This is a genomic window from Azospirillum sp. UENF 312511, from assembly GCF_058780635.1.
The window spans coordinates 495,544-519,768 of sequence record NZ_JBSNCG010000003.1 but is presented as its reverse complement, the minus strand read 5'-3'; the positions used below and the strand labels follow the sequence as shown (position 1 = coordinate 519,768).

Here is a 24,225-nt window from a genome sequence, read left to right as displayed (position 1 = left end):
CGATGACCCGCGTCTATCTCGACCACAACGCCTCGGCGCCTCTGAAGCCGGCGGTGAAGACGGCGATGATCCAGGCCATGGATCTCGCCGGCAACCCGTCCTCGGTGCACGGCTTCGGCCGCACGGTCCGCCGCGCGGTGGAGGAGGCGCGCGCCCAGGTCGCCGCCCTGGCCGGGGTGCGGCCCGCCCAGGTCTTCTTCACCGGAAGCGGGACGGAAGCCAACAATCTGGCGCTGCGCGGCTTTCCCGGCCGGACGGTGGTCACCTCAGCGATCGAGCATGACTCGGTGCTGGAGGCGGTGCCCGGCGCCGCCCGCGTCCCGGTGGACCGCGACGGCGTCGCCGATATGGCCGCGCTCGACCGCCGGCTCGCCGACGCAGACGGTCCCGTGCTCGTTTCCCTGATGCTCGCCAACAACGAGACCGGCGTGATCCAGCCGGTGGCCGAGGCGGCGCGGATCGCCCACGCGCGTGGCGCGCTGGTCCATTGCGACGCGGTGCAGGCCGCCGGGCGGTTGCCCCTCGACCTTGCGACGCTCGGCGCCGACCTGCTGACCCTGTCGGCTCACAAGATCGGCGGCCCCGCCGGCGTGGGCGCCCTGATCCTCGCCGACGGGCTGGAGCCGGAGGCGCTGATCCGCGGCGGCGGGCAGGAGAAGCGCCGCCGCGCCGGGACCGAGAATGTCGTCGGCATCGCCGGCTTCGGCGCCGCCGCCCGCCTCGCGCGGGAGGAGTTGCCCGACAGCGCCCGCCTGACCGCCCTGCGCGACGCGCTGGAGGCGTCGGCGCTCGCCGCCGTTCCGGCTGCGCGGGTGATGGGGGCCGGCGCGGCGCGGGTCGGCAACACCAGCAACCTGCTGCTGCCCGGCGTGGCGGGGGAGACGCAGGTGATGGCGCTGGACCTCGCCGGGGTGGCGGTCAGCGCCGGTTCGGCCTGCTCCAGCGGCAAGGTGAAGCCGTCCCACGTCCTGGCGGCCATGGGCGAGAGCGCCGGGGACGCCGCCTGCGCCATCCGGATCAGCCTGGGCTGGGACAGCGACGGCGCGGCGGTGGAGCGTTTCTCCGCCGCCTACGCCGCGATGGCGGCAAGGCTGGCCCGTGCCCCTGCGGCGTAATCGCCTCTCCATGACCTCCACCTCCCGCCGCGGGCCGTGTAAGGTTGCGCGGCGCCCCGCTTCTGGGTATCACCCGGCCGAAGGGACGGCGGCGACCCGCCGCCCTCACGGCCGACCTGTGCAGCGTTTCAACGGACGGCAAGCATGACGACATCCGATTCCGGCCCGCCGCGCTTTCCCAAGGGAGAGTCTCCCAAGGGCATCGCCGGGACCATCGACGGCGATCTGGAGCCGTGCTGGCTGTGCGGCCGTTCGGTCGCGGCGCGCGCGATGTTCTGCCATTCCTGCGGGGCGGTGCAGGCGCCGCGCCCGCTCGACCATTTCTCCCGGCTGGGTCTGGAGCGCCGCTTCGACATCGAGCCGGAGGCTTTGGCCCGCCAGCACGCCGGCTTCTCCCGCGCCATGGACCCGGAGCGCTTCGCGGCGCGCGGCGCGCGGCAGCAGGCCAACGCCCGCGCCCAGGCCGACGCGCTGGGCGAAGCCCATGAGACGCTGCGCGACCCGGTGCGCCGCGCCCGCTATCTGTTGGACCTGCTGGACGCTCCCGCCGCCGCGTTGACCGCGGAGGAGGACGAGGAGGTGACGGCGCTGGCGGACCGGCTGAACGGCGCCCCGGACGCCGCCGCGGTGGACCGGCTGGCCCAGGACATCGGGCAGCGCGTGGAAAGTTGCATCAAGTATCTTGCCATTGCCTTCCGCAACGGGCAGACCGACAACGCCGCGCGCATCCTCGCGCGGCTGGAGCGGTTGGAGGCGCTGGCGGCCGAATCCCGGACGCGGCGCTCCGGCCTTGCTCCGAAGACACTCTAACCATCGCCACTCGCACACCGACGCCTTTGTTCAGGAGAGCACCCCAATGCCCAAGATGACCTTCATCGAGCCGAACGGCACCCGCCACGAGGTGGACGCCCCGCTCGGCCTGTCCGTGCTCGAGGTCGCGCACAAGCACGGCCTGGACCTGGAAGGCGCCTGCGAGGGCTCGCTCGCCTGCTCGACCTGCCACGTCATCGTGGAGCCGGAGTGGTTCGACGTTCTGAACGAGGCCTCGGAGGACGAGGAGGACATGCTCGACCTCGCCTTCGGCCTGACCAAGACCTCGCGCCTGGGCTGCCAGATCATCATCAGCGAGGAACTGGACGGTCTGGCCGTGCGCCTTCCCGGCGGCACCAACAACGCCATGCGCTGACCCACCGCCGCAGCGCCTTGCGGGGCCGCCGCGGTCTGCACCCGCCACCGGGGAACCGGCGCGCCAGCCCGCTCGCGGGCGCGGCGCCCCCGGTTCTCCGGTGGTGAATTTTTTGGGAACCAGCCCATATAGGGCGCCATGATCTCCTACGCCAATTCCCTCGGCATCGCCAAGCGTCCCCAGGACACCCGCGTGGTCGTCGCCATGTCCGGCGGCGTCGATTCCTCCGTCACCGCCGCCGTCCTGCGGGAGGAGGGCTACGACGTGGTCGGCATCACGCTTCAGCTCTACGACCACGGCATCGCCCTGCAGAAGCCGGGCGCCTGCTGCGCCGGGCAGGACATCTACGACGCCCGTCAGGTGGCCGACCGCATCGGCATCCCGCATTATGTGCTGGATTACGAGGGCAAGTTCTCCCAGGACGTGATCGACGACTTCGCCGACACCTATCTGCGCGGCGAGACGCCGATCCCCTGCGTGCGCTGCAACCAGCGGGTCAAGTTCCGCGACCTGCTGAACACCGCCCGCGACCTCGGCGCCGACGCGCTGGCGACCGGCCATTACGTGCGCCGCGTCCAGGGGGCGGCGGGGGCGGAGCTGCACCGCGCCATCGATCCCGGCCGCGACCAGAGCTACTTCCTGTTCGCCACGACCCGCGAGCAGCTGGAGTTCCTGCGTTTCCCGCTGGGCGGCCTGACCAAGCCGGAGACCCGCGCTCTGGCCGAGCGCCACGGGCTGGAGGTGGCGGCCAAGCCGGACAGCCAGGACATCTGCTTCGTCCCCAACGGCTCCTACGCCGACGTGGTGGCAAAGCTGCGCCCCGGCTCGGTCGAGCCCGGCGACATCGTCCATGTCGACGGGCGCGTCCTGGGCCGCCACCGCGGCGTGGTCCATTACACGGTGGGCCAGCGCAAGGGGCTGGGCATTGGCGGCATCCGGGGCGAGGAGGAGCCGCTGTTCGTCGTCCGCCTGGAGCCCGGCCAGCGCCGCGTCGTCGTCGGCTCGCGCCGCGATCTGGCGCGCCGCGTGGTGACGATCCGCGAGGTCAACTGGCTCGGCCCCGCCCTGACCCCCGGCGAGGGGCTGGAGGTCGAGGTGAAGCTCCGCTCCGCCCAGCCGCCGGCCCCGGCGGTGTGGCGGCTGGGTGCGGACGGCACCGCGCAGGCCGAACTGCACGAGCCGCAATACGGCGTGGCGCCCGGCCAAGCCTGCGTCGTTTACCAGGGCGACCGGGTGCTGGGCGGCGGCTGGATCGCCGGAACGGGGGCCTGACGAAAACTTCGCAAAAAGTGAAATTTCAGCGTTGACACCCCGGTCCCCCTGGAATACATAAGCGGCCCCGGCACGAACCGCGGCGGCCAACACCGAAACGGACCGCGCCGGGAGATGATGGTAAGCACGATGGCAGCGTAGCTCAGTGGTAGAGCAGGGGAATCATAATCCCTTGGTCGGGGGTTCAAATCCCTCCGCTGCTACCATCATGAAGGCCAGTCAATCCAATGGGTTGGCTGGCCTTTATGATTTTGCTCTCCTTTCGGCGGAGAGCAGTTAGACAACCAGTTAGACACCATCACTGCCGCCGCTGTTCCGCGCGGTCCAGTTTGGTGATCGGCGACGTCGCCGGCACTTCCGCTCCGTCTCCTTGACGCGGTGTTCGACTGCCGCATCCTCACGTGGTTCTTCTGCTTGAGGCTTTCGCCATCCGGTTGGTCTCCGAATCGTTCGCATTTTCTGAATTTTGGTGTATTCATAACCTCCTGTTCTACCAAAGGAGGTTGGGCGTTGAAGTGTGTCTCTTTGTTCGCTGCTGCTGCAGCCATCACTTTGCTTCTGAGCGGGTGCCAAACGAAACCGACTCAGCAGACGACACGGTCGCTTACCACTTATCGAGTGGCGGGCGTGTCCTATGAGGCCGTTGCCGCGGCGGTAACGAAGGGGCTTCAAGGGACGAATGCCGATTCGGTTAAGATCGACCGTAGCTTTCCCCCGGCGCAACTGGCAGCTCAACCTGCTCGCCTTGAGTTGAAAAGCCCATTCTCGGGCAGCAAGTTGGGTGCGCTTGCCGAGGCTTCGGGAAGCCGCATTCAGGTGCCAAGTTGCCAGGATGCTCCATACATCGCCACTGGCGCTGATAAAAGCATGGCCGGTTATGGTGAAAGCACGGGTTATTATGTGTGTCTTTGGCCGTACCAAGATGGCGTGAGCCTCGATATATTCACGAGCTTCTCAATTCAGTCCGGTGGTATCGCAAACATCGGCACTGATCTCGCCCGCTCTGTTGTTGGCGACAGCAGTCAATTCATTCAGCGCTCCATTGACGCTGTGCTTGAAAACGTTCGGGCAACGGGCGCTTCCGTGGAGAAGGTTAGCGAACTTAAAGCCTGAAACCCATTCAGAGAGCCGATCAGAACCTCTCCCGAGCCAAGCAAGCGCAATGGCTTGAGTTCATCAAGGCGGGGTTTTGATCCGCGCGCAAGCATCGACGCCGAGGCCGGTCCGTGCGACGACACCGCAGATGGGCCTTGAGCCAGCTTGGCTCTCGTGGAAACACACCGGTTAAGGCGCTTTTTTGGCAATACATGTTTCATTGCAATTTATCATGGTTTCGACCTATGATAATGCTATGAATGGGATGGTCATCCATAGCGATTGCTTCCTGTCGTTGCCTGTATGGACGCTTCTTTTCCGGACAGGCTGCAAGCGGGCGGTGATCATAGCGCCTCCTGTTCTGGAACGAACAAGAACACAAGCGGAGAGCTAACGTGATCATCACCCAAGACGCCGTCTGGGATTCCAACCAATTCACGGACGCAATAATACAGATTGCCCCCGGCGCGACATTAACTATTGGGCCTGGTGCAGTTCTAAACAACAAATATATTGAGGTATTTGGTAATCTTCAGATTGTTGGTTCTGAAGAGCAACCCGTAACCCTTAATAATGTGCATGTCAATTATGGGTCCACCACCACCTCCGACCAGCCTGGGAGGATCGATATATCCCATGTATTGTGGAACGGTGGGGGGATGTTGAATCCCGCCATGGGAACCGGTTACGGTTCTTTCTCTCTTAAAGATTCGGAATTGAACGGTCTGCAAAACTATATTTATGTCCTGTATCCAAAACAGGATGTTGACATTGAGCGCAATGTTTTTCGTAACAGTGGCGGGTTCACTGTCGGTGTTAGTAATGGGAAAACTGTAAACATTAAGAATAATGTGTTCATCGATCAGACAACCTATTATGCTGTCGAAAATTTGGTCGTATATGACACGGCAAAATTGCTCGTCCAGTATAATAGTTTTTTATCTACTGATAAAGTGGCGTTAGCGCTGGCGTATCAAGCTACCGACGTAGCGATGATTGCTGACCACAATTGGTTCGGCACGGTTGATCCGGCCATCATCAACGCCATGGTGATGGACCGGAACGACAGCTTGAACTATACAGGTTTCATATCGGTCGATCCCATTCTCACCGCGCCCGATCCAAACACTCCAAGCATGTTGTCCGTTTCCGTCGATTCGGCCATTGTCGATGAGGGAAGCGTTGGTGCAAATCCGTTCACCTTCACGGTAACGCGCACCGGCGACAGCTCCGGCGTGTCCACCGTCGCCTACACGGTTGTCGGGTCAGGTTCTGCCGCGGCAAATCCGGCCGATTTTGTCGGCAATGCGTTTCCGTCGGGAGTCGTTCATTTCGCGGCTGGTGAGTTGTCCAAGACGGTTACCATACAAATAGCTGGTGATATCGACTACGAGCCGGATGAGACCTTCTCGATTGTACTCTCCAGCCCCGTCCAAGCTGCCTTGGAAAGATCGAGCGTGAACGTTGTCATCAGAAACGATGATGTGCAACCGACGCCTCCAGTCGAAACCACCCCAACACCACAACCCCCTACCGATAACCCGCATGTTGGCGCTGCGCCTTTATTGGAACGCTATGTAGATGGACGTGCCGATCGTGTGACGGCCAGTGTGTATGAAGGTCCCGTAACCTATCTGCAGTGGCAGCATTTGGGCGACGAGCGCGGTGAAGTTATTGCCGGTTCAAGCGGCAATGACTTTATCAATCTGTTTGGTGGAGACGACGCTGCATCCGGCGGTGATGGTGACGATGTTCTCGATGGCGGGACCGGATCGAACTTTCTATCGGGCGGATCGGGGCAGGATACTTTTTTTGTGGACGGTCGCGGCGGCGGGGTGACGTGGTCGACGGTGACCGATTTGGAAAAAGGGGAATGGGCGACGATTTGGGGTTTCAGGGAAGGGGTCTCGAAGCTGACTTGGCAGGATATGTCGGGAACCGATGGGTTCAAAGGCGCGACGGCCTTCTGTGACCTGGACGGCAATGGCAGCATTGATGCCGCCATGACCTTTGCCGGCGTTGCCGTTTCGGCGCTGATGAGCGCATCGTGGACAATGGGCGATTCGCCGTATCTGGCCATCACCTTGAAATGAGGATGCCCATTCGGAGTGCGGATCGGCATCAACTCGGGGTTTGAGGAAAGCCAATGGCTTGATATGACCGAACCGGGACTTTGATTGGTGTTCCTGGTGCACGGCGGGGCGCGCTCGTCGCCTCAGCGCTGACGTTGGAGATGTGAAGCGGCGATGCCCCTCAATCCTCCGTCAGCGCGTGCGCCATGGCGTCCTGCAACGGCGCCAGCACATAGTCGATCGCCCGGCGCTGGCCCGTCGCGATCAGCACGTCGGCGGGCATGCCCGGATGCAGGGCCGCCGGGCCGATGCGCTCCAGCGCGCCGGGCAGGGGGCGGACGCGGGCCACGAAGTAGGGGGCGTGGGTCGTCGGATCGGTCAGGCGATCGGCGGAGACGTCCACGACGGTGGCGTCGATCGAGGGCGTACGGCGGGGTTTGAAGGCGCTGAGGCGGACCTGCGCGGTCTGGCCGGCCTTCACCACGTCGATGTCCAGCGGGTCGATGCGCGCCTCGATGGTTGGCGGGCCGCTGTCCGGAACGATGTCCATCAGCGGCTCGCCCGGCTTCACCACCCCGCCCACGGTGAAGACGGTCAGCCCGACCACGCGGCCTGGAACCGGGGCGCGGATCTCCGTGCGCTCCACCGCGTCGCGGGCGGCCTTCAGGCGGGCGGCGGTCTGGTCCAGGGCGTTCTGCGCCTCCTCCATCTCGGCAGCGATGTCGGACCGGCGGGCCGTCTCCTTGGCGTGGAGCTGGGTGTCGGCGACCGTCACCGCCTGCTCGGCCAGCAGGGCGCGGGCGTGGGACTGATCGCGGGTGCCGGCCAGGTCGGCCATGGCGCGCTTCAGCGACAGGACCCGCAGCTTGCGCTCCAGACCCTTGTTGAAGAGGTCGAGCACGCCGGCCAGTTCCTCCTCGATGAAGACGATCTGCTCGGCCGCCGCACGCTCCTGGGCGCGGTGGGCGGTCACTTCGCGTTCGGCCTGGAGGCGCTGCTCGCGCAGCACGGCCATGTCGCCGTCATGGCGGGTCCAGCGGGCGGCGAACAGCTGCTGCTGCACGGCCATTGCGCGCCGGGCGGCAGCGCTCCCATCCACCAGCTCCGCCGGGACGGAGAAGGCGCGCTGGCCGGCGTATTCGGCGCGCAGGCGGGCCATGCGGACCAGGGCGGCGGCTTGTTCGGTGGACAGCTCCTCCAGGGTGGCGCGGCTCTGCGTCCCTTCCAGGCGGAGCAGGGTCTGGCCAGCGGCCACCGCGTCGCCGTCGCGCACCGCCAGTTCGGCGATGATGCCGCCTTCCAGATGCTGGATGGTCTTGCGGTTGCCGTCCACCACCACCGTGCCCGGCGCGTGGGCGGCGCTGTCCAGCGGGGCCAGGAAGCCCCAGCCGAGCCCGGCGCCCAGCGCCAGGGCGATCACCGCGCAGCCCGCCCGCACCGCTCCGCCGATGGAAGGTTCGGTGCGGCGCGGCTCCGTCGGGATGGCGCTTCGGCCCAGCAGCGTATCGGTCGTCGTCATCTCGATGTCTCCAATCAGGGGGTGGCGGTGGCGGCAACCGGCTGCGGGGTGGTGCTCCCCAGGCGCCGGACCATCTCGGCCCGCGTCGCGGTCTGGTCGATCATGCCGTCGCGCAGCACGACGATGCGGTCCACCGCGTCGAGGACGCAGCGGCGGTGGGCGATCACCACCACTGCGGCACCGCCGGCCTTGGCCTCGGCGATGGCGCGCAGCAGCGCCGCCTCGCCGGCTTGGTCCAGGTTGGCGTTGGGCTCGTCGAGAACGAGCAGGCGGGGATCGCCGTAGAGGGCGCGGGCGAGCGCGATGCGCTGCCGCTGCCCGCCGGAGAGCAGGGCGCCGCCCTCGCCGATCGCCGTCCGGTAGCCGTCGGAGAGCCGTCCGATCATCTCATGCACGCCGGCCCGCCGCGCCGCCGCGGTGACCAGCGCCGGGTCGGGATCGCCCAGCCGGGCGATGGCGTCCTCCACCGTGTCGCCGAGCAGGCCGACGCCCTGCGGCAGGTAGCCGACATGCCGCCCGCAGTCGTCGCGGTGCCAGCGCCACACATTGTGGCCGTCGAGGTAGACGCCGCCCTGGGTCGGCTCCAGCACGCCGACCAGCAGCCGGGCCAGCGTGGATTTGCCCGCCGCCGAGGGGCCGACGATGCCCACCGCCTCGCCCGGCTCCACCGAGAAGGAGAGGCCACGCAGAGTTGGGCGGTCCGACCCCGGCGGGACGTAGGTCACGCGGTCCAGCAGCAGGGAGCCGCTGGGGCGGGGCAGGGGGGCGGCCGGCGCGGGCACCGCATCCACCGTGAACAGGCCGCGCAGGCGGCGCAGGCTCTCGCGGGCCGAAGACCAGTTGCGCCAGGAGTTGATCAACTGCTCGAAGGGCGCCAGCGCCCGGCCCATCAGGATGGAGGCGGCCAGCATGCTGCCCGGCGACACCTGCCGGTCCAACACCAGCATCGTGCCGGCGGCGAGGATCGCCACCTGGGCGGTCATCCGGCAGACCTTGGCGAGCGAGGCCACGGCCTGCGCCCGTCCCGCGGTCTGGTTGACCAGCCGCAGATGGTCGTCCTCAACCGCCTGCCAGCGGCGGCGCAGATTGCCCATCATGCCCATGGCGGCAACGGCTTCCACGCCGTGCGACGCCGCCTCGACCTCGGCGCCGTGGCGGCACAGGGCGCGGTTGGCCTCCGCAGCCCCCGGCATGGTCAGCAGGCGGCCGAGCAGACTCACCCCGACCAGACACAGGATGCTCCCCCCGCAGACGAGGCCGTAGAGCGGGTGGATCAGCGTCAGGAACAGCAGGAAGACGAGGCTGAGTGCCGCGTCGAGCGGTGCGGTGAGGCTCGGCCCGGACAGGAACTGGCGCAGTTCGTTGAGATCGCGCAGCACCTGGGCCGGGCGGCTGGCGCCGCCGCGCAGCAGGCCGCCCATCGACGCCTCCAGCGCGTCCATGGTCAGGCTGCGCGCCGCGAGATGGCCCATGGCCTGGGTCAGCCGCCCGCGGATCGCCTCGACCAGCCCGAACACGGCGAAGCAGCCCAGCGCCAGCAGCGACAGGGCCACCAAAGTCTCCACGCTGCGGCTGCCCAGCACGCGGTCGTAGACCTGCATCGTGTAGAGCGGCATCGCCAGCTGGATGAGGGCGAGAAAGACGCTGAATCCGCCCGCGGCGGCGAGGCCGGTGGCGATGCGCCGGCGGATCGCGCGCAGGGCCGGCGTGCTGGCGGATGGGCTGCGGCGGGTTTCCCGTGCGGCCATGGGAAGGGCGCTCCTGTCGTCCGGAGAAGGGAAAGGGGCGCGCCGGGAAGGACGGCGCGCCCGGGACCTCGGTCAGGCGGATCAGTAGAAGGAGATGTCGCCCATCGGGTTGTCGCCCTTCACGATCAGGTCGTGATAGCCGGTGTCGTTCGCCGCGTTCCACGTGACGACGTAGTAGCCGTCCTTCTGCCAGATGCTGTATTGGCCGTCGGCGGGTGCGCTGGTCGCGCCGGCGTAGCTGTAGCTGCCCTTCAGCCAGATCTGGTCCTCGTCCTTGAAGTCGGTGATGGTGTCGGCGTTGCCGGCGTAGATGTCGCCGCTGTCCTTAGTCTCGAAGAAGAACCAGTCGGCCCCGGCCCCGCCGGTCATCTGGTCCTTGCCCGTGCCGCCGTAGAGGTCGTCGAAGGTGTCGCCGCCGCTCAGCGTGTCGTTGCCGTCGCCGCCGTAGAGCTTGTCGTACCCGCTCTCGCCGTAGAGCTGGTCGTTGCCGCTGCCGCCATAGAGCGTGTCGGCGCCGTAATAGCCCATCAGCAGGTCGTTGCCCGACTCGCCGTACAGCACGTCGTTGCCGTTCCAGCCGTCCAGCGTGTCGTTGCCGGACCAGCCGAGGATGGTGTCGTTGCCGTCGTAACCCTGCACGTAGTCATTGCTGACGCCGTACTTGATCATGTCGAGATAGTCGGCGTTGTTGGTGCCATAGACGTTTGCCATTGATGCGTTTCCTTCGGATCAGGGGATTGTGCCGTGCAGGGGGAGGGGTATTCTTCGGCGTTCCTTTTGCGGCGTTCCTTTTGCCGGTTCGTTCCGAAGACCTCGCCCTTGCACAGCCATTCTTCCCGGATCGGGCATCCGGCACTGTTGTCCACTTCACAGTTTTGCACAGGAGAGAAAAAGCGTTGCGGTCAGCGCCGCCGGTGCAGGATCATCCCGCCATGGTGCAGCACCCCGTCGATGAAGTCGCCGTCGGCGGTGAAGCCGGTGTCGTCCCAATAGTCGATGTGGTCGCCGGTGACCCGATAGCGGCCTTGGTACGCCTTCTCCCGGCTGCCCCGCGCCTCGACGTAGCGGTTGTTGGGGAGAAGCTCGTGGCGGACGCGGCCGTCCTCCGTCACCCACAGGCCGACATAGGGGTGATCCGCTTGCTGCACTTCAGGCCGGTCGGCGGTCTGGGCCAGCGCCTTGCGGTCGGGCAGGGCCTCGGCGCCGGAGGCGAGCAGGGCGGCGGTCAGGGTGGCGGTCCGGGCGAACGCGCGTTTCATGGCGTGTCTCCTTCCGACGGGCGGCGTTCGGCGAACAGCTCCGACAGGGTGCGTGCGGCGGAGATCGCGCGGGGGAAGCCCGCCGGGACCGTCACCATGTAGATGATCTCCTTCAACTCGTCCTCGGAGACGCCGGCGTTGAGCGCGTAGCCGGCGTGGATCTTCATGAAGGCCGTCTCGCCGATGGCGGCGAAGGCGGCGACCGCGGCCAACTGGCGGGTCCGCGTGTCCAGCCCCGGCCGGGACCAGACGTCGCCCAGCGCGTAGGCCTCGGTGGCCTCCGCCAGGAAGGGGAACTCCTCGCGCATCCGCTCCAGGGTGGGCTGGGGCTGGCCGTTGTTCAGGCTGCGGATCACCTCGCCGCCGCGCTTGGCGCGCTCCTCCGTGGTCAGGGCGCTGGCCAGGGCGGGGGCGGGCATCGCCGGAACCGCGGCGAGCAGCCCCGCCGCGACGAGGGTGCGCAGGCGCGCGGGGGGACGGCCGAGGGTGTCGGTGCCGTGGGTCATGCTCACATCCTCCTCGATGACGGGCTCAGTGGCTGGCGGTGGGTCGGATCACGATCTCGTTGGTGTCGACGTCGTCCGGCTGCTCGATGGCGTGCAGGATGGCCCGCCCGATGGCGTCCGGCTTGATGGAGACGGCACGGTAGGTCCGCATCAGCTCCTCGGCCTCCGGGTCGGTGATGGTGTGGGCCAGCTCCGATTCCACGACGCCGGGGCAGACGCAGGTGACGCGCAGCCGTTCGTTCTCCTGGCGCAGCCCGTCGGAAATGGCCCGCACCGCGTATTTCGTCGCGCAGTAGACGGCGGCGGTCGGCGACACGGCGAGCGCCCCGATGGAGGCGATGTTGATGATCTGGCCGAAGCCCTGGCCGTTCATGACCGGCAGCACCGCGGCGATGCCGTAGAGGACGCCGCGGATGTTCACGTCGATCATGCGGTCCCATTCCTCGACCTTCAGCGAGGCCATGGGGGACAGCGGCATGACCCCGGCGTTGTTGACCAGCACGTCGATGCGCCCGAACCGCTCCTGCGCGAAGGCGGCAAAGGCCGCCATGTCCGCGCGGCTGGTCACGTCCAGCGCGCGGACCTCGGCGGTGCCGCCGCCGGCCCGGATGTCGGCGGCCAGGGATTCCAGCCGGTCGGTCCGGCGGGCGCCGAGCACCAGCTTCGCCCCGGCGGCGCCGAGGACGCGGGCGGTGCCCTCGCCGATGCCGCTGGAGGCGCCGGTGATGAGGATCGTCTTGTCGGTGATCGCGGTCATGGTCTGCTCCTCTCCGTCGATCGTTGCGGTGATGGGGAAAAGCTATGACCGACCACTGGAATGTTCGAGTTGCCAATCGTGAACGGGCTGATTAGTTTTTCTAACCAATGAGCGATCCATTCGAAGGCATGGCGGCGTTTCTGGCGGTGGCCGAGACGCTCAATTTCCGCCGGGCGTCCGAGCGTCTGGGCGTCACCCGCTCCGCCGTCAGCCAGGCGGTCCGCCGGCTGGAGGACCGGATCGGCGTGCCACTGCTCCAGCGGACGACGCGCAGCGTCCGGCTGACCGACGCCGGAGCGCATCTGCTCGCCGCGACGCGGCCGGCGCTGGCGGAGATCGGCACGGCGCTGGAGACCATCGCCTCGACGCACGGCGCACCGGCCGGCACGCTGCGGCTGGCCGTGTCCTCCATCGCGGAAAGCATCCTGGAGGGCGAGGCGCTGGCCGGCTTCCTCGCCGCCTATCCTTCGATCGGCGTCGACATCCTGGTGACCGACGAGGAGTTCGACATCGTCGCGGCGGGCTTCGACGCGGGTGTCCGGCTGGGCGAAGCGATCGAGCAGGACATGATCGCGGTGCCGGTCTCCGCCCCGCAGCGGCAGCTTGTGGTCGCCTCACCCGCCTATCTGGCGCTGGCCGGCCGCCCCGTTCATCCGCGCGATCTTCTCGCCCACCGCTGCATCGGCTGGCGCCCGGCGCCGGACGTGGCGCCCTACCGCTGGGAGTTCACCGAGGACGGCCGCGACTTCGACATCGCGGTGAATCCGAGGGTCGCGACCAACGACATGGGGATGATGGTCCGGCTGGCCCTGGCCGGCGCCGGGCTCACCTGCGGCATGGAGGAGACCTTCCGGCCCCATCTGGAGCGCGGCGCGCTGGTGGCCGTCCTGGAGGGGTTCTGCCCGCCCTTCGCCGGGTTCCATCTCTACTATCCCAGCCGCCGGACGGTGCCGCCGCGGTTGCGCGCCCTCATCGACCATCTGCGGACGCGGAACGGCGGCCGCCCGATGGCCTGAGGGTCGTCTATCGCCCGCAAAGAAAAAGGCGGGTGCCGGAGCCCGAAGGCGCCGGCACCCGCCTTTCGTTTGCGGAGCGCGCTGCGCCGCCGCCGCTCAGCCGAACCAGGCGGCGACGTTGCCGGTCTGGCCGAGGATGGTGATGCGGTTGCCCCCGCCGACGTCGAGCGTGGTGTTGCCGCCCTCCACCCGCGCCGAGCGGATCACCGCGCCGAGGTCGACGCCGGCCTCGTAGAAGGCCAGGCGGTCTACTCCCACTTCGAAGTCCATCACCACCGACCCGCCGGAGTTGCGCCCGAAGGCGAAGACGTCCGCGCCCTCGCCGCCCCACAGCGTGTCCGCCCCGCCGTCGGCGAACAGCACGTCGTTGCCGGCCCCGCCGTGCAGCACGTCGTCGCCCGCCCCGCCGAACAGCGTGTCGTCGCCCTCCTCGCCGAACAGCGTGTCGTTGCCGTCCCCGCCCAGCCCCAGGTCGTTGCCCGACCCCAGAGCGATCAGGTCGTTGCCCGACCCGCCCAGCGCCGTGTCGTTGCCGTCCCCGCCGCTCAGCGTGTCGTCGCCCTCGTCGCCGTACAGAAGGTCGTCGCCCTCCTCGCCGAACAGCAGGTCGTTGCCCGCCCCGCCGCTCAGCGTGTCGTTGCCCTCGTTGCCGGTCAGCGTGTCGTCGCCCTCCTCGCCGAACAGCACGTCGTCGCCCTCGCCGCCGAAGCCGCGGTCGTCGCCCGTGCCGCCGCCGATCAGGTCGTTGCCCGACCCGCCGAACAGCCAGTCGTCGCCCTCGCCGCCGTGCACCAGGTCGTCGCCCTCGTCGCCGTACAGCGTGTCGTTGCCGCCGGCGCTGGTGATCGTGTCGTTGCCGCCGCCGCCGTGCAGGAGGTCGTCGCCGTCGCCCAGATGCATGTACTGCTCGTGGTCGTCGCCGTAGACGATCTGCTCGCCGTCGCCGCCGACCAGCGTGGCGTTGCCGACCACCGCCGCGAACTCGACGTTGTCGAGCTGGATGGTCACCGGCCCGGTCAGGCCCGTGGTGTTGAGCACTACCGCGGTCGGCGCCGTGCTGGTCGGGCCGGTGCCGCCCAGCGTGGTGCCGGTCACCTTGGTCTGCACCGCCTGGCCGGCGGCCACGCCGGGCGCGGTGAAGTCGATGGCGCGGACCAGCAGCTGGGCCTGCGCCGACAGCACCGAGAGGAAGCCCGAGCCGCCGCCGGTCAAGGTGCCGCGCGCGGCGGTGCCCTCGTCGGTGCGCGCCTCGATGGCGGCGATCAGCCCGGTCAGCCCGGTCAGCGCCTGGGCGGCGGTCTGCCGCTCGGCGCCGCCGGTGGCGGTGACGGCGACGCCGGTGGAGACGCTGACCGTCAGCGTGGTCTGGGTGGAGACCTGGCCGGTCTGCGCGTCGACCACCTGCTCGCGCACCACCGGGACGTCGGCGAGGTCGGGGTTGGCGGTGCTGGTGTCCTCGACGCGGGTGCCGGTGCTGGCCTCGATGGTCACGGTGGTGGTGCGGCTGCCGTCGCCGTTGGTGGTGACCGCGCCGGTGACGGTGGCGCCGTCCACCGTGGCGACCGGCGGCGGGGCGACGGGGGCGGGCTTGTCGACGGTGGCGGTGAGCTTCTGCGTCGTCGCGGTGAAGGGCACCGAGGCGTTGCCCGCCGGGTCGGTCAGGGCGAGCGTCAGGGTCAGCGTGCCGTCGCCCAGGCCGGAGAGGTCGAGCCCGCCGACCTGCGCGGTCGGGCCGCTCATCACGCCGCTGCCGGAGACCTGGCCGCCGCCGGCGGAGGTGATCGTCCAGGTGAAGGCGGCGCCGGCCTCGCCGCCGCTGATGGTGAAGGCGGTGCTGGACTGCTCGATGGCGTCGATGCTGTCGTCGTCGAACAGCACGCTGGCCGTCGGCGGGGTGGTGTCGACGGTCAGCGTGTGGGTGGCGGGGCTCGACACGTTGCCGGCGGCGTCGGTGGCGGTGGCCGCGACGGGGTTGGCGCCGTTGGGGTCGAGGCTGAGCGAGCCGGCGGTCGGGGTGGCGGTGGCGAGGTCGAGGCTCCAGGCGCCGGTCCCCGAGGCGGTGGTGGTGTAGGTGGCGCCGCCCACCGTGACGGTGACCGTGGCGTTGGCCTCGGCGGTGCCGGTGAGGGTGGGGGTGGTGCTGTTGGTGAGCGCGGTGGTGACGGTCGGTGCGTCGGGCAGGGTGGTGTCGATGGTCAGCGTCTGGGTGCCCGGCGCGGAGACGTTGCCCGAGGCGTCGGTGGCGGTGGCCGCGACGGTGTTGGCGCCGTTGGGGTTCAGGCTCAGCGACCCGGAGGTCGGGGTAGCGGTGGCGAGGTTGACGCTCCAGCTCCCGTTGGTGGCGGTGGTGGTGTAGGTGGCGCCGCCCACCGTGACGGTGACCGTGCTGCCGGTCTCGGCGGTGCCGGTGAGGGTGGGTGTGGTGCTGTTGCTCAGCGCGGCGCTGGTCACCGTCGGGGCGTCGGGCAGGGTGGTGTCGATGGTCAGCGTCTGGGTGCCGGCCGAGGAGGTGTTGCCCGCCGCGTCGGTGGCGGTGGCCGAGACGGCGTTGGTGCCGTTGGCGTTGAGGCTCAACGATCCAGCGGTCGGCGTCGCCGTGGCGAGGTTGAGGCTCCAGCTGCCGTTGGTGGCGGTGGTGGTGTAGGTGGCGCCGCCGATGGTGACGGTGACCGTGCTGCCGCTTTCCGCCGTGCCGCCAATGGTCGGGGTGGCGCTGTTGGTCAGCGTCGCGCTGGTCACTGCCGGGGCGTTGGGCGCGGTGGTGTCGATGGTCAGCGTCTGCGTGCCCGGCGCGGAGGTGTTGCCGGCGGCGTCGGTGGCGGTGGCCGCGACGGGGTTGGCGCCGTTGGGGTCGAGGCTGAGCGAGCCGGCGGTCGGGATGGCGGTGGCGAGGTCGAGGCTCCAGGCGCCGGTCCCCGAGGCGGTGGTGGTGTAGGTGGCGCCGCCCACCGTGACGGAGACCGTGGCATTGGCCTCGGCCGTGCCGGTGAGGGTGGGCGTCGTGCTGTTGCTGAGCGCGGTGGTGACGGTCGGGGCGTCGGGCAGGGTGGTGTCGATGGTCAGCGTCTGCGTGCCGGCTGAGGAGACGTTACCCGCCGCGTCGGTGGCGGTGGCCGAGACGGCGTTGGTGCCGTTGGCGTTGAGGCTGAGCGACCCGGAGGTCGGTGTCGTGGTGGCGAGGTTGAGGCTCCAGCTGCCGTTGGTCGCCGTCGTGGTGTAGGTGGCGCCGCCCACCGTGACGGTCACCGTGCTGCCGGTCTCGGCGGTGCCGGTGAGGGTCGGCGTGGTGCTGTTGCTCAGCGCTGTCGTAACGGTAGGGGCGTTGGGCGCGGTGGTGTCGATGGTCAGCGTCTGGGTGCCGGCCGAGGAGGTGTTGCCCGCCGCGTCGGTGGCGGTGGCCGAGACGGCGTTGGTGCCGTTGGCGTTGAGGCTGAGCGTGCCGGAGGTCGGCGTCGCCGTGGCGAGGTTGAGGCTCCACGTGCCGTTGGTGGCGGTGGTGGTGTAGGTGGCCCCACCCACCGTGACGGTCACCGTGCTGCCGGTCTCGGCGGTGCCAGTGAGGGTCGGCGTGGTGCTGTTGCTCAGCGCTGTCGTAACGGTGGGGGCGTTGGGCGCGTTGGTGTCGATGGTCAGCGTCTGCGTGCCGGCCGAGGAGACGTTGCCGGCCGCATCCGTTGCCGTCGCCGAGACGGTGTTGGTGCCGTTGGCGTTGAGGCTGAGCGTGCCGGCGGTCGGGGTGGCGGTGGCGAGATTGACGCTCCAGGCGCCGGTCCCCGAGGCGGTGGTGGTGTAGGTCGCTCCGCCGATGGTGACGGTGACCGTGGCATTCGCCTCCGCCGTGCCGGTGAGGGTGGGCGTCGTGCTGTTGCTCAGCGCGGCGCTGGTCACCGTCGGGGCATCGGGCAGGGTGGTGTCGATGGTCAGCGTCTGGGCGCCGGCCGCGGAGGTGTTGCCCGCCGCGTCGGTGGCGGTGGCCGAGACGGTGTTGGTGCCGTTGGCGTTGAGGCTGAGCGACCCGGAGGTCGGTGTCGTGGTGGCGAGGTTGAGGCTCCAGGTCCCGTTGGTCGCCGTCGTGGTGTAGGTGGCGCCGCCCACCGTGACGGTGACCGTGCTGTCCGCTTCCGCGGTGCCGGTGAGGGTCGGCGTCGTGCTGTTGCTCAGCGCCGTCGTAACGGTGGGGGCGTTGGGCGCGGTGGTGTCGATGGTCAGCGTCTGGGTGCCGGCCGTGGAGGTGTTGCCCGCGGCGTCGGTTGCCGTCGCCGAAACGGTGTTGGTGCCGTTGGCGTTCAGGCTCAACGAGCCGGAGGTCGGGGTGGCGGTGGCGAGGTTGAGGCTCCAGGTGCCGTTGGTCGCCGTCGTGGTGTAGGTGGCGCCGCTGATGGTGACGGTCACCGTGCTGCCGGTCTCCGCCGTGCCGCCAATGATCGGGGTAGCGTTCTTGGTCAAGGCCGCGCTGGTTACCGCCGGCGCGTTGGGCGCGGTGGTGTCGATGGTCAGCGTCTGCGTGCCGGCCGAGGAGACGTTGCCGGCCGCATCCGTTGCCGTCGCCGAGACGGCGTTGGTCCCGTTGGCGTTGAGGCTCAACGATCCGGCGGTCGGTGTCGCCGTAGCGAGGTTGAGGCTCCAGGTGCCGTTGGTGGCGGTCGTGGTGTAGGTGGCGCCGCCGACGGTCACCGTCAGGGTGCTGCCGGTCTCAGCCGTACCGCCAATGGTCGGGGTGGCGTTCTTGGTCAGCGCGGCGCTGGTCACCGCCGGAGCGTTGGGCGCGGTGGTGTCGATCGTCAGCGTCTGGGTGCCGGCCGTGGAGGTGTTGTTGGACGCGTCCCGGGCGGTGACGGACACCGCGTTGGTGCCGTTGGCGTTGAGGCTCAGCGACCCGGAGGCCGGCGTCGCCGTGGCGAGGTTGATCGACCAGCTGCCGTTGGTCGCCGTCGTGGTGTAGGTCGCCCCGCCGATGGTGACGGTGACCGTGCTGTCCGCCTCCGCCGTGCCGGCGATGATCGGCGTGGCGCTGTTGCTCAGCGCCGCGCTGGTGACCACCGGAGCCACGGGCGGCGTCACGTCGGCCACGCTCACCACCGTGCTGACCCCGGAGATGGTCGCGGCTCCGGTGGCGCCGCCGCTGTCGGTCAGGCTGGCGACCGCCACCGTGCGGTCGCCCAGCGTCGCCGACGCGCTGGTGTTCTTGTAGGTGACGCCGCCCAGCAGCGCGTTCATCTGCGCGTCGCTGCGCTCCAGCCCGGTGACGGTCACCGTGGCGACGCCGCCGACCACCGACACGGTGACGGCGGCGTTGCCGCCGGCGACGCCCAGCCCGCTCAGGGTGGCGGTGGCGCCGTTGGTCAGGGCGACGTCGGTGCCGCCGATGGTCAGGACCTCGGTGGCGTCGGTCACGCCGCTGACGGTGAACACCACCCCGCGGAAGCTCTGCCCGGCCTCCACCGTGGAGGCGGCCACGCCGCTGAACAGGCTGGTGGTCGTGCCGTCCACCCCGACGCCGAAGGTCTTGCTGCCGCCGGTCGCGGTCAGGGTCGGCACGGCGTCGACGGTGATCGTCGCGGTGGCGCTGCCCGCGCTGTAGGCGTCGGCGGTGGTGGTGTCGGCGGTGGCCCCCGCCGTGCCGCTGGTCAGGTCCCACGCCTTGAAGGTCAGGCCGCCGGTGTCGGTGTTGGTGAAGCCCGAGCCGCTCGGCACGAAGCGCACGCGGTCCGACCCGGCGAGCAGCAGCGCCGCGCCGGCGGACGAGGCGGTGGGGATGTCGGTCCAGGCGCCGGTGCCGACCTTGTACTGCCAGGTGCCGTTGGTGTTGGTCACCCCGGTGACAGCGATGCCCAGCGGGAGGACGGTGACCAGCGGGAAGGGGCTGTCGTACTCGGCGTCGGTGGCGGTGCCGGCCGAGGCGAGCAGGGCGGTGACGGTGGTGCCGGTGTTGGCGGCGTCGGCGATGCCCTGGTCGATGGCGGCCAGGCTGCGGACGTCGTTGGACAGGATGGGGCTGTCGTTGGCGCCGGTGAAGTTGAGGGTGAGCTGCCGCTCGACGGTGCGGTTGCCGTCGGAGACGGTGAAGGTGCCGGTGCCCTGCATCGGCCCGGCCGGGACGCCGTTGAGGAAGGCGGCGTCGAAGACGTAGGCGTAGTGGCCGGTCTGGCTGTTGACGTAGGCGGTGCCGCCCGGCCCGGTGGACCAGGTGTCGTAGGTGACGCCGTTGCTGAGCGTGACGCTGCCGTGCTGGACCGGGGAGGCCTGCGATCCGGCGACGGAGTAGGTCAGCGTGTCGCCTTCCAGATCGGTCGCGGAGAGCTGGCCGTCGATCAGCGGGAAGGTGTCGGTGGCCGAGGTGTCGACCAGCGTCGGCGGGGTGGTGGGGACGGCGAGGACCGGCGGGGCGTTGGTGTCGATGCGGTCGTTGTTCTGGCTGATCGGGGTGGTGTAGGGGGTGTTGGCGTTGCTGGCGCTGTCGACCAGGACGATGTTGACCGGAATGTCCTGGTTGGCCGCGAGGTTGCCGGTGCGCTGGCCGTCGGCGGTGACGGTGAAGGTGGCGGTGTAGGTGGTCGCGCTGACCCTGGTCAGATTGGCGAGCGCGAAGCCGCCGACGGTGCTGCCGTTGCCCAGCGTGTAGGTGTCGCTGTCCGAGGCCACGGTGATCGTCACGGTCACCGTGTCGCCGACCTGGGCCGGCTGGTTGGGGATCGTGACGTTGGTGATCGACGGTGGCGTCGTGTCCGGCGTGCTGTTCGTCACCGACTGGTTGGTGACGGTGGCCGCGTCGGCGCCGCCGGTGGCGTTCTGGATCGCCGCCGTGTCGTCGCCGCTGGTGGGATCGGTGTAGCTGACGGTGACCGTCTGTCCGTGCTGGACCGCCTGGGCCAAAGTCAGCGTGACCGTCTTGTTGACGCTGTTCACCGCGACGTTGGAGACGGTGACCGTGCTGCCGCCGACCTTGACCTCGAAGGCGCTTGCGGCCGGGCCGTTCACCGCGTCCAGCGCGGCATCATAGGTCAGGACCAGCGAGGTGCCGTCGACCGTGGCGCTCTGCAGCACCGGCGCGGGTGGGGCGAGCATCACCATCACCGAGTTCGAGATGGCGGCGGTGCTCATGTCGATCCCGGCCGCCGTGGAGACGATGCTGATGGGGAATGCACCGGACGTGTCCGTGCCGGACGCCGTGATGTCGAAGGTCAGGGTGAAGACGCTGCCGATCGTAATGATGCCGGTGACCGGCATGTCGAGGCTGATGTTCGCGACCGTCCAGCCGCTGGGCGCGCTGACGCCGAACTCGACCATCGACCCTACCAGGGTGATGGACTGCGTGGCCGTGATGGTGAAGGACACCTGCTTCGGCGTCCCCGCAACGAATGACACGGTCGGGCTTGTCGGCGCGATCTTGAGAGGCGCGGGCGCGGACATCGTGTTGGCGATCGTCACCGTGGCGACCTGGTCGACGACGGTGGTGTTCTGGCCGACGGGACCGCTGTCGGTGACGGAGTGCAGGACGATGGGCCGCGTCTCGGTGGAGCCGAACGCCGCGTTGGCCGGGCCGGTGTTCTTGTAGGTGATGCCGTCGATCAGCGAGCCCATGGTGCCGTCGCTCAACGACATGCCGTTCAGCGTCACGGTGGCGACGCCGTTGGCCAGTGTGACCGCGTAGCTGCCGTTGTTGAACGTGCCCGATCCGGTGCTGAGCGTGATGTCGCTGCCACCGATGGTCAGGAACTCGGTGCCGCCGTTGCCGACGACGTTGTAGACCTTGAGGACCATGCCGGTGAAGTGTTGTCCGCCGTCGACGGTCGAGGCGGTCACCGCGTTGAAGAGGTCAAAGCCGCTGCTGCCGCTGCTCCCCATGAAGAATGGGGTTTCGGTGCTCAGCGTCAGGGTCGGTGGGGTGGCGTTCGGGTTGGGCGTGTTGTTGGTGACCGGCTGCGTGGCGACGGTCGCGGCGTCGATGCCGCCCCAGGCGGATTGAACGGCGTTGACGTCGTCACCCACGGTCGGGTCGGTATAGGAAACGGTGACCGCGCTGCCATGGGCGACCGCTTGGGCGAGCGTCAGCGTGACGGTCTTGTTCGCGCCGTCCACGGCGACGCCGCTGACGGTGACCGGGCTGCTGCCGGTCGTGACGGTGAAGGCGCCCGCCGCCGGCGGGTTGGCGGAATCGAGCGCCACATCGTAGGTCAGCACCAAGGACGTGCCGTCCACGGCAGCGCTTTGCAGGACCGGCGCCTGGGGAGCGCCGATGTTGACGGTGGCGGTGATGCCGCTCAGGCTGGTGCTGTTGTCGCTGCTGCCGTCGTCGGTGACGCCGGTGATGGTGATGACGCGCGGGCCATCGGACGGCGTGGCGCTCTGCAGAGCCGCGATGTTGTTGTAGGCGATGCCGTCGATGAACGACGCCATCTGGCTGTCCGACAGTTGCAGGCCGCTGATCGTTACCGTGACGGTGCCGCCACTGACCGTGGCGCTGGCCGTCACCCCGCCGACGGGCAGGGAGGTGGCGCCGTGGTTCAGGGCAATGGTCGAGGACGACCATCCGGGGACCAGGAAGACCAGCATTTCCGACGCGCCGTCCAGCACGCCGGTCACTGTGAGCGTCAGGCTGGTGAAGACCTGGCCCGAGTCGTTGGTGCTGGCCGTCACCGTCGAGAACAGGTCCGACGGGCTCGTGTAGGTGACGAAGGTGTTCGTGTTGCCGGTCGCCGTCAGGGTCGGGGGCGCCGCGGCCGCAACGACGACGGTGGAGGAAACGCCGCTGAGGGTGGAGGTGTTGTTGTTGCTGCCGTCGTCGGTGACGCTGGTGATGGAGATGACGCGGTTGCCGGGCGTGACGATGCCGGTGACGGCGTCGCCGGCGTTGACGTAGGCGATGCCGTCGATCAGCGCCGCCAACTGGGTGCCGGTGAGGCTGAACCCGCTCAAGGTGACGGTTGCCGTGGTGCCGCTGTACGAGGTGGAGAGCGTCGCCCCCGGAATCGTCGCCACGGTTACCCCGGTGGCGGGGGAGGACAGGGAAATGGGGATGGTGCCGTCGATGGACAGCCACTCGTCGTCAACGACGTTGGTGACCGTCAGGGTCACGCTGGTGAAGACCTGTCCGGTGTTGGTGCTGGCGGTCACCCCGGAGAACAGGTCCACAGGCGCCGCGTTCTGCGTGAAGGTCGGCGCGTTGCCCGTCGCGGTCACGGTCGGCGCGTTGAGCTGGACGGTGAAGCTGGTTCTGAAATCCGGAATATCGACGCCGGCCTGGTTCTGGATGGCCGTGGTGCTGTCCACCGTGTCCCCGTCGTAATAACGGAGGGAGACGAGATCCCCATTCTGGAAGATGTAGCCGTTGCCGACCTCGACGGTGACGGTGCTTCCAACGACGGCGACGCTCGAAACGCTGTAGTAGACGCCGTTGATGCGAATCTGCCCCTGCGTCGACGAGGACCCGAAGAACTGCTGGGTGGACGGGGGATTGTTGGCGTCCAGCGCCTGATCGAAGGACAGGACGACCTTGTTGGTCCCGATTTGCGCGGATGCTGAGAGGAGTGCCGGGGGGCGAGCGGTCAGAACCGTAACGTTGACGTCCACCGACACGGTGTCCAGGCCGTAGGACGCCTGGATGACCCCGGTCAGGTCGTCACCCGCCGGATCTTCGTACCGGAAGGCGATGCTGTCATTGACCTGGAATTGGTGGCCGACGGTGAGTGTCACGGCGTTGCTGGAAACAACCGCGCTGACCAGGGCGACCGAATTTCCATTGATCAGAATGGAGCCGGTGCCCGCGTTCAGGGTCCCGTCGGTCGCCACGAAATGAGACAGCAGCGGGTTGCTTGAGGTGTCGAGCTCATCGTCGTACGTGATGGTGATGATGCTTTCACCGGTGTAGGCGACCGCTTCCCGGACGGACGGCGCGGCCAGCACACCGCGATACTGGTCGATCCGCAGGGCTTCGGTCCGCGGCGTGCCGCGGGTCCAGGCGAGATCCCAATCGCCGCCCAGGTCCGCGGCGCCCGTCGGGGTCCGGGAGGCCGCCATGGCGGCGCCGGTGATGTCGGCCAGAGCGTCGAGGAACGACTCGCCATGGCCGCTCGCCACGTTGCAGCCGTACAGCAGGATGTCGCCGTCGTCGGCAAGGCAGGCGCCGGTGGCCGCCAGTTCCGCGGCGCGCGCCGTCAGCGCCGCTTCGTCGAGCCGCGCCGTCCCGAGTTGCAGGCCGCCTTCGAAGCCGTGGCACAGCACATGGAGCGCCCGGACCCCCTGGCGCCCGGCCAAGGCCTGCGCCATCGCCGCCACGCCGTCGCGGCCTTCGCCGATCAGCACGGCGTCCATGCCGGAGGGAAGGCCCGCCTGAAGGTCCCGCCAACCGCTGAGGGCAGTGTCGATGACGGCAATCTCGGCCGCCGTGTCGAGGAAGCGGCCAGAGGTGATAACGCGCGTGGTGGGGGCGGCGGCGGACGCTTCGGTCATAGCGGACATTTCCTGAATGGGATGCAATCCAGAGTGGCCGTTTCTCGAAAGAAGTGGCTACCTCGTTTGATTTGACATACCCACAACCAGACGTCTTGGTCAATGAATACAGCGCGTGGAAACCGCATTTGACACAGGCGTTTCTTTGTTAACGGCAAGCATAAATCTTCATTGTAATGTTACATATTGCAGAATATTGCGCTATTTGACGCATTCATGCATCGTTAATCA

14 protein-coding genes and 1 tRNA gene are annotated in these 24,225 nt (G+C 68.6%); 8 read left to right on the top strand and 7 right to left on the bottom strand.

Annotated elements, in window-relative coordinates; translation table 11 throughout:
* Nucleotides 1-2: 2 nt before the first annotated feature.
* The 7 genes from ACWPN7_RS13785 (at nucleotide 3) to ACWPN7_RS13755 (ending at nucleotide 6,761) form a co-directional block, all read left to right on the top strand.
* Entirely contained in the window at nucleotides 3-1,115 is a 1,113-nt protein-coding gene (locus tag ACWPN7_RS13785; protein WP_459196994.1) for a cysteine desulfurase family protein, read from the top strand.
* Nucleotides 1,116-1,259: 144 nt separating this feature from the next.
* Nucleotides 1,260-1,925 (top strand): molecular chaperone DnaJ, encoded by a 666-nt coding sequence (locus tag ACWPN7_RS13780; RefSeq protein WP_014239838.1) that lies wholly within the window; start codon nucleotides 1,260-1,262, stop codon nucleotides 1,923-1,925.
* Nucleotides 1,926-1,971: 46 nt separating this feature from the next.
* Complete coding sequence (locus tag ACWPN7_RS13775; protein WP_035672428.1) at nucleotides 1,972-2,301, top strand: ferredoxin family 2Fe-2S iron-sulfur cluster binding protein; 330 nt, start codon at nucleotides 1,972-1,974, stop codon at nucleotides 2,299-2,301.
* A gap of 138 nt (nucleotides 2,302-2,439) precedes the next feature.
* Nucleotides 2,440-3,573: a tRNA 2-thiouridine(34) synthase MnmA gene (gene mnmA / locus ACWPN7_RS13770; protein ID WP_349619447.1), complete on the top strand. Its 1,134-nt coding sequence runs from the start codon at nucleotides 2,440-2,442 to the stop codon at nucleotides 3,571-3,573.
* Between the two features lie 131 nt (nucleotides 3,574-3,704).
* Nucleotides 3,705-3,779 (top strand) — tRNA-Met (locus ACWPN7_RS13765).
* 421 nt (nucleotides 3,780-4,200) lie between these two features.
* Nucleotides 4,201-4,686: a hypothetical protein gene (locus ACWPN7_RS13760; RefSeq protein ID WP_149649526.1), complete on the top strand. Its 486-nt coding sequence runs from the start codon at nucleotides 4,201-4,203 to the stop codon at nucleotides 4,684-4,686.
* 377 nt (nucleotides 4,687-5,063) lie between these two features.
* Nucleotides 5,064-6,761, top strand: a complete 1,698-nt coding sequence (locus ACWPN7_RS13755; RefSeq protein ID WP_492273325.1) for a Calx-beta domain-containing protein — start codon at nucleotides 5,064-5,066, stop codon at nucleotides 6,759-6,761.
* Nucleotides 6,762-6,921: 160 nt separating this feature from the next.
* Here ACWPN7_RS13755 and ACWPN7_RS13750 read toward each other — a convergent pair whose 3' ends face one another.
* The 6 genes from ACWPN7_RS13750 to ACWPN7_RS13725 form a co-directional block, all read right to left on the bottom strand.
* The gene (locus ACWPN7_RS13750) at nucleotides 6,922-8,259 is read right to left on the bottom strand and encodes an HlyD family type I secretion periplasmic adaptor subunit (RefSeq protein ID WP_459196995.1); all 1,338 of its coding nucleotides are present in this window, start codon (nucleotides 8,257-8,259) and stop codon (nucleotides 6,922-6,924) included.
* A gap of 14 nt (nucleotides 8,260-8,273) precedes the next feature.
* A complete protein-coding gene (locus ACWPN7_RS13745; protein WP_492273324.1) occupies nucleotides 8,274-10,007 on the bottom strand; it encodes a type I secretion system permease/ATPase in 1,734 nt (577 codons plus the stop codon).
* 81 nt (nucleotides 10,008-10,088) lie between these two features.
* The gene (locus tag ACWPN7_RS13740; protein WP_051657900.1) at nucleotides 10,089-10,718 is read right to left on the bottom strand and encodes a calcium-binding protein; all 630 of its coding nucleotides are present in this window, start codon (nucleotides 10,716-10,718) and stop codon (nucleotides 10,089-10,091) included.
* Between the two features lie 191 nt (nucleotides 10,719-10,909).
* Nucleotides 10,910-11,266: an Atu4866 domain-containing protein gene (locus ACWPN7_RS13735; RefSeq protein ID WP_035672441.1), complete on the bottom strand. Its 357-nt coding sequence runs from the start codon at nucleotides 11,264-11,266 to the stop codon at nucleotides 10,910-10,912.
* Complete coding sequence (locus ACWPN7_RS13730; protein WP_459196997.1) at nucleotides 11,263-11,772, bottom strand: carboxymuconolactone decarboxylase family protein; 510 nt, start codon at nucleotides 11,770-11,772, stop codon at nucleotides 11,263-11,265. The genes ACWPN7_RS13735 and ACWPN7_RS13730 overlap by 4 nt, the downstream gene beginning before the upstream one ends.
* A 25-nt stretch (nucleotides 11,773-11,797) precedes the next feature.
* The gene (locus ACWPN7_RS13725) at nucleotides 11,798-12,529 is read right to left on the bottom strand and encodes an SDR family oxidoreductase (RefSeq protein WP_459196998.1); all 732 of its coding nucleotides are present in this window, start codon (nucleotides 12,527-12,529) and stop codon (nucleotides 11,798-11,800) included.
* Nucleotides 12,530-12,636: 107 nt separating this feature from the next.
* Here ACWPN7_RS13725 and ACWPN7_RS13720 point away from each other — a divergent pair, with 107 nt between their 5' ends.
* Nucleotides 12,637-13,545 (top strand): LysR family transcriptional regulator, encoded by a 909-nt coding sequence (locus tag ACWPN7_RS13720; protein WP_459196999.1) that lies wholly within the window; start codon nucleotides 12,637-12,639, stop codon nucleotides 13,543-13,545.
* Between the two features lie 96 nt (nucleotides 13,546-13,641).
* Here ACWPN7_RS13720 and ACWPN7_RS13715 read toward each other — a convergent pair whose 3' ends face one another.
* A complete protein-coding gene (locus ACWPN7_RS13715) occupies nucleotides 13,642-23,994 on the bottom strand; it encodes an Ig-like domain-containing protein (protein WP_492273323.1) in 10,353 nt (3,450 codons plus the stop codon).
* Nucleotides 23,995-24,225 lie beyond the last annotated feature (231 nt).